Origin of the sequence: Photobacterium chitinilyticum, from assembly GCF_004104355.1 — a bacterium.
Taxonomy (GTDB): domain Bacteria; phylum Pseudomonadota; class Gammaproteobacteria; order Enterobacterales; family Vibrionaceae; genus Photobacterium; species Photobacterium chitinilyticum.
The window spans coordinates 65,523-77,928 of record NZ_RJLM01000004.1; the positions used below are offsets into that span (position 1 = coordinate 65,523).

Annotated in this window: 11 protein-coding genes; 3 read left to right on the forward strand and 8 right to left on the reverse strand. The window is 46.6% G+C overall.

Annotated elements, in window-relative coordinates:
* Positions 1–75: 75 nt before the first annotated feature.
* The 4 genes from EDI28_RS11375 to nagB all read right to left on the reverse strand — a co-directional run bounded on the left by EDI28_RS11375 (position 76) and on the right by nagB (position 5,033).
* Entirely contained in the window at positions 76–1,662 is a 1,587-nt protein-coding gene (locus tag EDI28_RS11375; RefSeq protein WP_128783997.1) for a cation:proton antiporter domain-containing protein, read from the reverse strand.
* 203 nt (positions 1,663–1,865) lie between these two features.
* Positions 1,866–3,080 (reverse strand): DNA-binding transcriptional regulator NagC, encoded by a 1,215-nt coding sequence (nagC, locus tag EDI28_RS11380; RefSeq protein ID WP_128783998.1) that lies wholly within the window; start codon positions 3,078–3,080, stop codon positions 1,866–1,868.
* A gap of 2 nt (positions 3,081–3,082) precedes the next feature.
* Positions 3,083–4,219, reverse strand: coding sequence for an N-acetylglucosamine-6-phosphate deacetylase (gene nagA, locus EDI28_RS11385; RefSeq protein WP_128783999.1), 1,137 nt, complete (start codon positions 4,217–4,219; stop codon positions 3,083–3,085).
* A gap of 13 nt (positions 4,220–4,232) precedes the next feature.
* Positions 4,233–5,033: a glucosamine-6-phosphate deaminase gene (gene nagB / locus EDI28_RS11390; protein ID WP_128784000.1), complete on the reverse strand. Its 801-nt coding sequence runs from the start codon at positions 5,031–5,033 to the stop codon at positions 4,233–4,235.
* Between the two features lie 255 nt (positions 5,034–5,288).
* Between nagB and nagE the strand changes: the two genes are divergently transcribed.
* Together nagE and glnS are read left to right on the forward strand one after the other, a co-directional pair.
* Positions 5,289–6,782, forward strand: a complete 1,494-nt coding sequence (gene nagE, locus EDI28_RS11395) for an N-acetylglucosamine-specific PTS transporter subunit IIBC (protein WP_128784001.1) — start codon at positions 5,289–5,291, stop codon at positions 6,780–6,782.
* 344 nt (positions 6,783–7,126) lie between these two features.
* Entirely contained in the window at positions 7,127–8,791 is a 1,665-nt protein-coding gene (gene glnS / locus EDI28_RS11400; RefSeq protein ID WP_128784002.1) for a glutamine--tRNA ligase, read from the forward strand.
* 124 nt (positions 8,792–8,915) lie between these two features.
* Here the strand turns inward: glnS and fcrX are convergent, their stop codons facing one another.
* The 4 genes from fcrX to EDI28_RS11420 form a co-directional block, all read right to left on the reverse strand.
* A complete protein-coding gene (fcrX, locus tag EDI28_RS11405; RefSeq protein ID WP_128784003.1) occupies positions 8,916–9,362 on the reverse strand; it encodes a ferric iron uptake transcriptional regulator FcrX in 447 nt (148 codons plus the stop codon).
* 521 nt (positions 9,363–9,883) lie between these two features.
* Positions 9,884–10,411: a flavodoxin FldA gene (gene fldA / locus EDI28_RS11410; RefSeq protein WP_128784004.1), complete on the reverse strand. Its 528-nt coding sequence runs from the start codon at positions 10,409–10,411 to the stop codon at positions 9,884–9,886.
* Positions 10,412–10,644: 233 nt separating this feature from the next.
* On the reverse strand, positions 10,645–10,866 hold the full coding sequence (locus EDI28_RS11415; RefSeq protein ID WP_128784005.1) for a DUF2788 domain-containing protein: 222 nt from the start codon (positions 10,864–10,866) through the stop codon (positions 10,645–10,647).
* A gap of 107 nt (positions 10,867–10,973) precedes the next feature.
* Positions 10,974–11,738 carry an alpha/beta fold hydrolase gene (locus EDI28_RS11420; protein WP_128784006.1) on the reverse strand — a complete coding sequence of 255 codons (765 nt, stop codon included), beginning with the start codon at positions 11,736–11,738 and terminating at the stop codon, positions 10,974–10,976.
* Positions 11,739–11,840: 102 nt separating this feature from the next.
* Between EDI28_RS11420 and seqA the strand changes: the two genes are divergently transcribed.
* A complete protein-coding gene (gene seqA, locus EDI28_RS11425; protein WP_128784330.1) occupies positions 11,841–12,383 on the forward strand; it encodes a replication initiation negative regulator SeqA in 543 nt (180 codons plus the stop codon).
* Positions 12,384–12,406: the final 23 nt, after the last annotated feature.

Here is a 12,406-nt window from a genome sequence, read left to right on the forward strand (position 1 = left end):
TGCTGGCCGGTTTTTTAATCGGAAAAGTAAACGGCAGCCGAGGCTGCCGTTTAAATATTGATGAAGTGAAAGTGGCTATAGAGGTTTTATGTCAGGCGACAGGTGTTCGCAAACATGACGGGCAAAACCGCTTCCTGCCTCGTTGTAGATATTGAATGCCGCATCGACTCCCAGCTCATTGAGAAGTGCTTCATCTTCATTATATTTGGCGATAGCGGCAATTTTCCCTTCATAATTACGTTCGCGAATTTGTTCTAGGGCAAAACTGTTAGCCTGGCTATGCGGCATGGCCAGCAAAATTAACTCGGTGCTATGGCGGGAGATGGCACGGGCCCAGAAATCTGAGTCAGTGGCGTCGCCGTGAATTACATTGCGGCCAGCAGCCTGGTGGACTTGAACTGATTCTTCGCGAGTTTCAACTCCGATGACCTGTTCGCCGTAGCGTTCCACTAATTCATCGTAGGCACCTGAGCCAATACGGCCCATACCCAGAATCATGATTTTCTTGTTACCGAGATCAATCAATTTATCGCTCGAATTAAGTTCATCTGGCTCAAACTCCTTCAGCCATTTTGAAGCATCTTTGTATAGTCGGTGGCCGATGTTATTCAAGGGTGCTGCGATAAGGAAAGAAAGTGATACGGCAATGGCGATAGCAACCAGAAAGTTTCCCGGTAGTATCCCCATACTGTAAGCAAGCCCGCCAACAATCAGCCCAAACTCACTGTAGTTGAACAAGGTGAGGGTGCCGAGTAGCGAAGTCCGGACCCGATAACGGAATAGGTTAAAGATTATGTAGTAGAGAATTCCTTTTATCGGCAACAGTAGCAGTAACAATATTGCCATCAGGAAGCCGTCGAGGGTCGGTTCCTCGGACAGGCCAATATTGAGAAAGAAGCAGACCAGCAATAGCTCTTTTAAGTTGAACAGAGATTTTGATAATTCAGAGGCTTTGGGGTGGGCGGCCAGCATCATGCCCAGAATTAGCGCACCAAGATCGGCTTTCATCCCGACAGCCTCAAATAGCCCAGCGCCGGCGACTAACGCAAGAAAGATCCCGTATAAGACCAGCATTTCCCCGTGGCCCGCTTTATCGAGAATTTTAAACAGCGACGGTCGAAGTAGGGGCAGGGCAAACAAGACCAGCGCAGTGATCTCTGGAATTTTTCCGGTGGAGACCGTCAGGAAGATAACCGCAAAGATATCTTGCATGACCAGTATACCTATCGCCAGCGTACCGTAGGTTGCATTGAGTTCGCCTTTTTCCTGTAGTGCCTTGATCGCAAAAACAGTGCTTGAAAATGAGAGGGCGAAGGCAAGAAGGCCGAGCTGCATGATATCGAGCTCGCTGAGCATACCTAGGCCAAGTTGTTTCAGGGCTAGCAGGGCAAGGGTGAATAGACCCGTTGATAGCAGGTTATGTAGCGTTGCCCCTCCCCAGATCTCTTTGGTGAGCAGGGTTTTCACATCGAGCTTAAGGCCAATCGAGAATAGCAGTAGAGTCACCCCGAGATCGGCGAGTACATTAAGGGTTTCTGTTGATTGGTAACCGGCACTATTAAGGGCAAAGCCCGCAACAAGAAAGCCCACCAGTGGTGGAAGCTTGCACCTTAAGGCGATAAAGCCAGCCAGGAAGGCGGCAATAATAAAAATGAGTTCCATGTTGAGACTAACGATCCTTTCTTGTTGTGATCCCAGTGGGGCTATCTATATAACCAATAGACTAACGATGATTGATGCATTATGGGGTCTTAATTTTTGTGCGCAATATAACACAAGGGGCATGTACCTGTCCGGTACATGCCCCTATATTCGAGTGGCGAATAAACAAGCGACGCTTGTCGTTCTTCGCTTTGCGTTAGATCTTAATCTTCAAGCATACGCTGGAGGAGTACACCATTTAGCATGGCGCGCTTGATCATTGAGAAAGCGCCAATAGTCGGTTGGCTGTATAGCTCTGATTCAACAATCGGAAGATCTTTATGGAACGTAGACAATGACTGAGTTTCAATGCAGCGGCGAATGGCTGGGAAAATGACATCCTTTGCTTGGATGATATTGCCGGCAATCACTATTTTTTGCGGGTTGAATAAGTTAATGGTCATTGCCAGTGCCTTGCCTAACTGGTTACCGACTTTGATCAGAGCCTGGCTGGCCAGTTCGTCACCTTTATTGGCCGCTTCGCAGATGGCTGGCATGGTGACTTCTTCCAGTTCCTGCAAGCTACTTTGGTAACCCTGAGCCAATAGCGTCTGTACCTGTTTGATGATTGCAGGATCGGCAGCAACCGTTTCTAGGCAACCGAAGTTACCGCATTGGCATTTATCCCCCAGTGGATCGATCTGGATATGGCCAATTTCGCCGACGTTGCGGTTAAAGCCAAGAAATACCTGACCGTTCACGATGATCCCGGCACCAGTACCATGGTGGACACTGACCAGAATCGAGTCTTTGCAATCCTGACTGGCTCCAAAATAGTGCTCGGCCAGTGCCAGGCCGCGGATATCGTTACCGACAAAGCAGGAAACTCCAAACTTTTCGCTGATGATCTCCGAGAGTGGGAAGTTATCAATTTCAATATGCGGCATATATTCGATAATGCCGTTTTCCGGATCTATCAGACCTGGCAGGGTGATACCGAAGGCAACCAGCTCACGCATAACATTCTGGTTGTCTGCAATGAACTGACGGATATGGCCAAGTAGACCATCAGTAAGCTCTTGTTGGGTCGCGTAGTTAAACTGATGTGCTGCGCTGGCAATGTGCTTGCCGCTTAAATCATAAATGGTTAACTCGATGTAGTTACGTCCGAGGCGGATCGCAATCGAATGAAAAGGGGCTGACTCTGTTGTCAGCGATATGGCACGTCGACCACCGGTGGAAGCTTGTTGCGCGACCTCTTTAATTAGGCCGCGCTCAAGCAATTGGCGGGTGATTTTAGTAACGCTTGCAGGAGCAAGCTGACTTACGTCTGCAACCTGGATACGTGATATAGGGCCTTGCAAGTCTATGAGTCTGTAAACAGCTGCACTGTTAAGCTGTTTTACCAGATCTACATTACCAATTTGTCCGCCTGTCATATTTAGTTCTGCTCGTATTCACCGTTAACAACAGTCGCCCGAACTTTGTACTCACGATCAAAAATAGCCAGGTTCGCAACCATGTCTTTTTTGATGGCACCCAGTGTCTTTTCTGCACCAATTGCGCGTGCCGGATAAAGAGTAGCCATACGGATCGCTTCGTCCAGGGCGATACCTGCATGTTCGACACTGTTTTGAACTGCTTCAATCATTGTTAGCGCCGAACCACCAAGTGTGCCATTTTCATCAACACACTTGCCATCACGATAATATACTTTCTTACCGACAAAAATAAAGTGATCAATGTCAGCTCCTGCAGGTGCAGTTGCATCGGTGACCAAAACAAGTTTATCGCCTTTCATCCTGTGAGCCATGCGAATATTGGCATAATCGACGTGGAAGCCGTCGGCAATAACGCCGGTATAGACCTCGGGAGTATCGTAGATTGCACCAACCATGCCTGGCTCTCGGCCTGCAATTGGAGTCATTGCATTGAACAAGTGGGTGGCGAAACTGATTCCTGCCTGGAAACCTTTGCGTGCCTCGACGTAAGTTGCATTGGTGTGCCCGGCTGAAACCACGATACCCGCATCGGCCAGTTGTTTGATGTGCTCATGCGAGTTCCGCTCCGGTGCCAATGTCACTTTGGCCACTATATCGGCATTGTCACAGATTGTCTGGATCATAGCATCGTCTGAGCGACGGATATGATCAACGCTGTGAATCCCTTTTTTCATTACGTTCAGATACGGACCTTCCAGGTGCAGGCCTAGCGAGTGATTCTGATATTTAGCGTGATATTCGCGAGCCGCGGCAATCACTGTCTTTATATCTTCGTCCGACGACGTAATAAGCGTCGGCAAGAAACTTGTACAACCTGACTTTAGGTTGGCGCGGTGCATGATGTGGATGGTATCGGCATTGATTTCATTATTGAGCATCACCCCACCGCAACCGTTAAGTTGCAGATCGATGAAGCCTGGAGTCAGGTTGGCTCCATTCAGATCAATAGTTTCAATACCTTGTGGTAATTCGGCAGCAGGGCAAACAGCGTGAATGTTCACGCCGTCGATAATGACGGCGTGGTTACTCAGCACATCGCTACCGGTAAAAATACGGCAATTGGTAAGCGCGTACATGAACAACTCCTTGTTAAAGGTTTTTAATGTTTTTAGCTTCCAGTTCCTGGAAGTACTTAACTGTTTTGACCTTCAGCTCTTGCGTTGAAGGCTCGTCACAAACAATCAGTGATTTAGGGTGTAGCTGAAGAGCGGAGACTGTCCACAAATGGTTGACTGAGCCTTCAACAGCGGCTTGTAGTGCCTGTGCTTTGTTATGGCCGGTGACCAGAATCATGATTTCTTTCGAATCCAGCAACGTTCCGACACCAATTGTTAGTGCGTACTTCGGCACTTGGCTCATATCACCGTCAAAGAAACGGGAGTTGGCAATACGTGTGTCTTCCGTCAGTGTTTTGATGCGGGTACGTGATGCCAGCGAAGAAGCCGGTTCGTTGAAAGCAATGTGTCCATCATTGCCTACGCCGCCCATGAATAGGTTAATCTTGCCGTAAGATTTGATCTTGTCCTCATAACGCTGGCATTCAGCATCGTGATCGTCAGTGTTACCGTTTAAAAGATTGATATTTTCTTCTTGAATATCAATGTATTGAAAGAGATTGTTGTACATGAAGCTACGGTATGACTCTGGGTGATCCGCAGAGATACCGATATACTCATCCATGTTGAAGGTGACAACATGTTTGAAACTTACTTCTCCAGCTTCATAAAGCTCGATCAAACGTTTGTATGTTGCTAGCGGAGTGCCACCTGTTGGTAAACCTAACACAAAAGGACGGTCGGCTGTAGGCTGAAATTTGTTAATAGAATCAGCAATATAGCGAGCGGACCACAAACCTACATCTTTAGCTTTATTCAGCGGGATTAGTCTCACAGTGATACCTCATTCCTAGTAGATAATACGATTAAATCTTAACGGCATATGGCCTTTGTTTTGGATAATAAAATAAGTTTTATGATCGGGCTAGCAAAATCGCTCTATTGTTAGCAAATCAGGTGATAAAGATCACAATTGATGAGGTTTTAATTTGCGGGGCGAAATTAATCTCTTACACTGCAAATGACTTAATCGGGTAACTAAAAAAAGTTATCTGGCTCGCATCTAAGAAAACCATAGGGGGAACTAAGGGTGAATATTCTTGGATATTTTCAGAAAGTAGGCAAGGCATTGATGGTACCTGTTGCCACTCTACCTGCCGCAGCAATATTAATGGGTATTGGTTACTGGATTGATCCGAACGGTTGGGGTGCAAACAGTGCACTGGCAGCCTTCCTAATCAAGGCTGGTGCCGCTATTATCGATAACATGTCTGTACTGTTCGCAATTGGTGTTGCGTATGGTATGTCTAAAGACAAAGATGGTGCAGCAGCACTTTCAGGTTTTGTTGGCTTTTTAGTTGTTACAACGCTGCTGTCTCCTGGGGCTGTCGCACAAATTCAAGGTATTGACCCAAGCGCAGTACCTGCAGCGTTCGCGAAGATTAATAACCAATTTGTCGGTATCCTCGTTGGTATCGTATCTGCTGAAATCTATAATCGCTTCTCTGCTGTAGAACTTCACAAAGCCCTGGCATTCTTCTCGGGTAAGCGTCTGGTTCCTATCCTGACGTCTTTCGCTGGTATCTTTATTGCTTTCATACTGATGTACATCTGGCCTGCCGTTTACGGTGGTCTTGTGAACTTCGGCGAAGGTATTCAGGGCATGGGTGAAGTGGGTGCTGGTATTTACGCATTCTTCAACCGTCTACTCATTCCTGTTGGCCTACACCACGCACTGAACTCAGTATTTTGGTTCGATGTTGCCGGTATCAACGATATTCCCAACTTCCTTGGTGGCGCGAAGTCAATTGCTGAAGGTGTTGCAACTCCAGGCGTTACCGGTATGTACCAGGCTGGTTTCTTCCCTATCATGATGTTTGGTCTGCCAGGTGCTGCGCTTGCGATGTACCATACCTCTAAAGCCAAGAACAAAGAAAAAGTCGCATCAATCATGATTGCTGCCGGTTTCGCATCATTCTTTACAGGTGTTACCGAGCCGCTTGAATTTGCCTTTATGTTCCTTGCGCCTGCGCTATATGTTGTTCACGCAGCGCTTGCTGGCCTGTCTGTATACATTGCAGCGTCAATGCAGTGGATTGCGGGTTTTGGTTTCTCAGCTGGCCTTGTCGATATGGTTCTATCGACTCGTAACCCTCTTGCTGTTAACTGGTACATGCTGATTGTACAAGGCCTGGTATTCTTCGGTCTTTACTATGCCATCTTCCGTACAGTTATCATCAAGTTCAACCTGAAAACACCAGGTCGTGAAGATGACGATGAAGAGGAAGGTTCGGTAGCTGTTGGTTCCGCAGAAACTGGCGAATTAGCTAAACAGTACCTGAAAGCGCTTGGCGGTCATGGCAACCTTGAAAATATCGATGCATGTATCACGCGCCTTCGTCTTACTCTAAAAGACAGCAGCCTGGCTAATGAGAAGACGCTGAAAGCTCTTGGTGCAATGGGTGTCGTTAAGCTTGGCTCAAACAACCTACAGGTTATTCTTGGTCCACTAGCTGAAATTGTGGCTGGCGAAATGAAAAAAATCCCAGTATCAGAAGACCTCTCTTCTGTAAAACTGCCTTAATAACCTAATCTTTAGGTTCTAGATATTAGCAACACAACCGGCCTCTAATGCGAGGCCGGTTTCATTCTCTAGGTCGAATAATTACGGGTGTGGTCAGTTACCGGTATTGAATTAACCGTTTTGGCTCGAGCTATATTTACATTGTTTTGCTTGGCTTTGCCCGGTTTCCTGAGTGGAATGTTGTTGTTGGTGCTCCATTTGGGTGCCGTATGCTTATATTGCCCTGCGATAGCGGGGTTTTTTTATACATATCGACAAACAATGCATACTATTTGTTGAGTCGTGCACCATATTTATGGATCATAGAGAGTTCCAAAATCCTGTAAGCACACGAGGTGTAATTGATGAGTGAATCTGAAGCTCGTCCAACTAACTTTATCCGCCAAATTATTGATGCGGATTTAGCAAGTGGCAAACATACAAGCGTACATACCCGATTCCCGCCGGAGCCGAATGGCTATCTGCATATCGGTCATGCTAAATCAATTTGTTTGAACTTCGGTATTGCTCAGGACTATCAGGGTCAATGTAACTTACGTTTCGACGATACAAACCCTGAGAAAGAAGACATCGAATACGTTGAGTCTATTAAGAATGATGTTAACTGGTTGGGCTTCGAGTGGAGCGGTGAGATTTGCTACTCATCAAACTACTTCGACAATCTATACGGGTTTGCTATTGAATTAATTACTAAAGGCTTAGCGTATGTTGATGAGCTAAGTCCAGAGCAAATGCGTGAGTACCGTGGCACGCTGACCGAGCCCGGAAAACACAGCCCGTACCGTGATCGTAGCGTTGAAGAGAACCTCGCGCTGTTCGATAAGATGAAGAACGGCGAAGTGGAAGAGGGCAAGATGTGCCTTCGTGCTAAGATCGACATGGCGTCACCATTTATGGTTATGCGTGATCCAGTTATCTATCGTGTGCGTTTCGCCACTCACCACCAGACAGGTGACAAGTGGTGTATCTACCCAATGTATGACTTTACGCACTGTATTTCTGATGCGCTAGAAGGCATTACTCACTCGATCTGTACTCTGGAGTTTATGGACAACCGCCGTCTGTATGACTGGGTACTGGAGAACATCACGATTGACTGCCAACCGCATCAGTACGAGTTTAGTCGCCTAAACCTTGAATACACAGTTATGTCGAAGCGTAAGCTGAACCAACTGGTTACTGAGAATCTGGTTTCTGGTTGGAATGACCCTCGTATGCCGACTATTTCAGGGCTACGCCGTCGTGGTTTCACGTCTGCTTCTATCCGCGAGTTCTGTAAGCGTATTGGTGTTACCAAGCAAGACAACACCATCGAAATGAGCTCGCTGGAATCCTGTATTCGTGACGATCTAAATGAAAATGCACCACGTGCGATGGCTGTATTGGATCCAGTCAAAGTTGTTATTGAGAACTTTGACGGTGAAGCTGAAATCTTGAATGTGGCTAATCACCCGAACAAGCCTGAGATGGGTACACGAGAAGTACCTTTTACTCGTGAATTGTTCATCGAGCGTGAAGATTTCCGCGAAGAAGCCAACAAGAAGTACAAGCGCCTGGTACTGGGCAAAGAAGTACGTCTGCGCGGCGCGTATGTCATTAAGGCTGAACGTATCGAGAAAGACGAAGAAGGAAATATTACAACTATCTTCTGTTCTTACGATAACGAGACGCTGGGCCAGAACCCGGCTGACGGCCGTAAGGTGAAAGGTGTAATCCACTGGGTATCTGCTCAGGTGGGTATTCCTGCAGAAATTCGCCTGTACGATCGTCTGTTCACGGTTCCTAATCCTGGTGCGGCAGATGACTTTGTATCGGTAATCAACCCAGAGTCACTGACTACCATGCAGGGTGTTGTTGAGCCGTCTTTGGTTGAAGCGGAAGCTGAGAAGGCATTCCAGTTTGAGCGCATGGGCTATTTCTGTGCGGACAGCAAAGACTCTACGACAGACAGCTTGGTCTTCAATCGTACGGTTGGGCTTCGTGATACTTGGGCGAAAATCGGCGACTAATGCCGAAAGCCAGCCTCGGTTGGTTTATATCGTCAACAAAAAACCAGCCAATCGGCTGGTTTTTTTGCTTAGTGTCGAGAGACTAAGCGAGAATTTGTTAAACGTGAAGGCTTAACGTTTTTTATTATTTACGATCATGCAGATCTGGGTTTTCACTGCAGTCACCTTCTTTGCAGTGTCCATAGAGGTATAGGCTATGGTTTGTCAGACGAACATTGAAACTGGCTGCGATCTCTTTCTGGCGCTGCTCTATCACTTCATCTGAAAACTCAATGACTTTTCCACAATCAAGGCAAACCAAGTGATCGTGATGGTGCTGAGTTGCCAGTTCAAAAACTGACTTGCCACCCTCAAAGTGGTGACGGGTTACGATACCAGCATCATCAAATTGGTTCAGTACGCGGTAAACCGTTGCCAGGCCAATCTCTTCACCAATATCGATTAGTTTCTTATACAAGTCTTCAGCACTAATGTGTTGACAGTCAGGCTGTTGTAGTACTTCCAGAATCTTAAGACGCGGAAGCGTAACTTTTAAGCCTGCTTGTTTAAGCGCGTGATTATTATCTGACATCCGAGTTTCCTATTGGCTAGCCGCAACAACATGATGCGGTAGTCTTTCTCATATCTATTCATTATAAGTGACGACAAGGTAACAATAAACCTTAAAAAGCGATGAATCTACCTGATATGTAACTTTTCTTTACTTTGCAGAGTTGTTGAGAAAATGTACATCGCACTCATTGTACCAGTCAACAGGGATGGCGGGCAGTGAAACCGTTTTCTTAGTCGGGTATTGTGACGTTTGCCTTGATCATGGGCCCCTGTTCTGGGGCGCGGGGATCCTGATTTTTCATATTTCCGGTGGCTACCATCGGGTAAAATTAGTTTGAAGTTAAGATGATGGAATAAAAATGCTAATCGTACTCAATACGGGGCGGGAGATAGGCATGCAATAATGTCAGGAGAAAAATACTTTTCGGAATTCGCAGTCAACGTAAATAATGTGCGGGGAGAGGCCGTCTCTCAGTTCAGACGGATGTTCTATAATTCAAAAAAACGCGCCTTGAGGCGCGTTTTCGATGACGGAGAGTATTAGTCAGCCAGTTCGGCCAGACACATCTCGTCGTAGATTTGGTTGACCCACTTTTCTACGCGCTCGCCGGTCAGTTCCGGCTGGCGATCTTCATCAACGCATAGGCCGACAAAATGGTTGTCGTCAACAAGTGCTTTTGATGCTTCAAATTCGAAACCTTCAGTCGAGAAGTGGCCGACGATTGTTGCACCACGTCCTTCTACGATTTCACGAATCGTACCCATCGCATCACAGAAGTATTCAGCATAATCTTCTTGGTCACCACAGCCGAAAATAGCAACAAGCTTGGTCGAGAAGTCGATACTCTCCAGTTCAGGAAAGAAATCATCCCAGTCACATTGTGCTTCGCCGTAGTACCAGGTAGGGATACCCAAAAGAAGCAGATCAAAATTATCGATATCTTCTTTGCTGCTTTTAGCGATATCTTTTACTTCAACCAGCTTTTTGCCTAGTTGTTTTTGGATCATTTTAGCGACAGCTTCTGTGTTACCAGTGTCGCTACCAAAGAAGAGTCCTACACTCGCCATAGTAGAGATTACCCGTATATTAGTTGTTGACCGTTATCGCTGATGATAACGATATACATAAATCTTATCAGGGCATTGGCCCTGAATTCCAATGATCAGCAGTTGGAGCTATGAATTTCATCACTGTCATAGCTCGAAACTGTTCACTGAACATCATTTGCTCTTAATTTGAGCTTAACCGATGTCATGATTCGGCTTTTCGTGCTCGGCCCGCTGATGTCAGGTGCCCAATATTAGCCGAGGCCTGCACCTTCCCAACTGAGCTGGATAAGGCCCTTGGTTACAAAACCGGCGCATCCCAAAAACAGGACCAGCCAGACAATCTTGCGTCCAAATGGTGGCACATTGCCCTGCTTCAGAACATCTTTTATGGCCATGCCAATAAAGAAAAAAATCGCGGCAAACAGTAAGTCCAGCCCAATCGATTCAAGCAGATCCATGTGCTCATATAACATCTCTGTCTCCCTGCAGCAGTCGAAGCCGAGCTAGGCGCGCACTATAACACAGACAATAGGCGCCTGTTAACGGTATCGGGACCGTTGATTTTTCATCGGCCTATCCACTAAATCGATTGTAAGAAATTCAGAATAATACGATTTACTGTGTCTGGTTTTTCGGCATGCAGCCAGTGGCCGGTTTTTGCAACCATATGGGCCTTGGCCAAAGGGAATTGCTTCGCGATGGATTCTCTGTGCTCAGGCAGAATATACTCAGAATCCTGGCCTTTGACGAACAGGGTTTTGCCTGTGAACTCGGGAACATCTTGCCAGCCCATGATGGTCTCATAGTTGGCAATTAGGCCATCGACATTAAAGCGCCAATTGTAACCATTGTCTGTCTTGGCATATGACTTGAGCAAAAACTGTCTGACCCCCGGCTCAAGGATATGCTTAGCCAGGTAAGTTTCGGCTTCACTGCGTTTGTTGACAGTGTGTTTTGATACTTCTTGAAGGCCGGTAAACACATTTTGGTGGCGGTGTACATGGTAGTGCACTGGTGCCATATCCAGCACGATCAGATGATTAAGTCGAGGTGCGGCCAACTCAGTCATTGCCATGGCAACTTTTCCGCCCATTGAATGGCCAATGAGCGAGAAGTGCTCAATATCACATTGATCGATGACCGCGAGGACGTCGGTTGCCATTTCCCGGTAGGTGAATGTCTCTGAATGGGGGGATTTGCCGTGGTTACGAAGATCAATACTGATCACTTTGTATTTTTCTTTCAAGGCTCTGGCGAGCAACCCCAGATTGTCGGCACTGCCAAAAAGGCCGTGGATCAAAATGATAGCCTCACCTTGTCCGTCCACTTGGTAATGAAGATTCACTGACTATTTTCTCTTGTTGATAACGCTTTATCGTAGAGTATAACCTCGGATCACGTTATAATCTCACCGTGATTTTCAAACGGAACGATAATGAACACTACGATGAAGAGTATTGAGGTAGACGAAGAGCTATATCGTTATATCGCCAGCCAAACACAGCATATTGGCGAGAGTGCATCCGACATTTTGCGCCGCCTGCTAATGGTACCTGATCAGACAGCACAGCAACCTGAGGTTGTTATGCCAGTTCGTCCAAAAGGTATCGTGGTGAGTAAAGACGCGGGTAACGTAGCGAAAATGGATCGTGTGAAAGAGATGCGATCGTTGTTGATTTCAGATGAATTCGCCGTCCAAGAAAAAGCCATCGGCCGCTTCATGATGATCCTGTCCTCGCTTTATCGTATCGATCCGAAAGGCTTTACAGAAGCTGCGGCAATCAAAGGTCGTACACGTGTGTATTTTGCCGAGAGCGAAGAGATACTCTTGGCGAGTGGTAAAACGACCAAGCCGAAAGCAATCCCCGAAACGCCATTTTGGGTAATTACGAATACGAATACTGATCGCAAACGTCAGATGGTTGAGCAGTTGATGGGCAAAATGAACTTCGGTGCGGATATCGTCGATAAAGTTTGCGGTGAAATTTAACTGGCTTTAGGCCTTTTTTTACA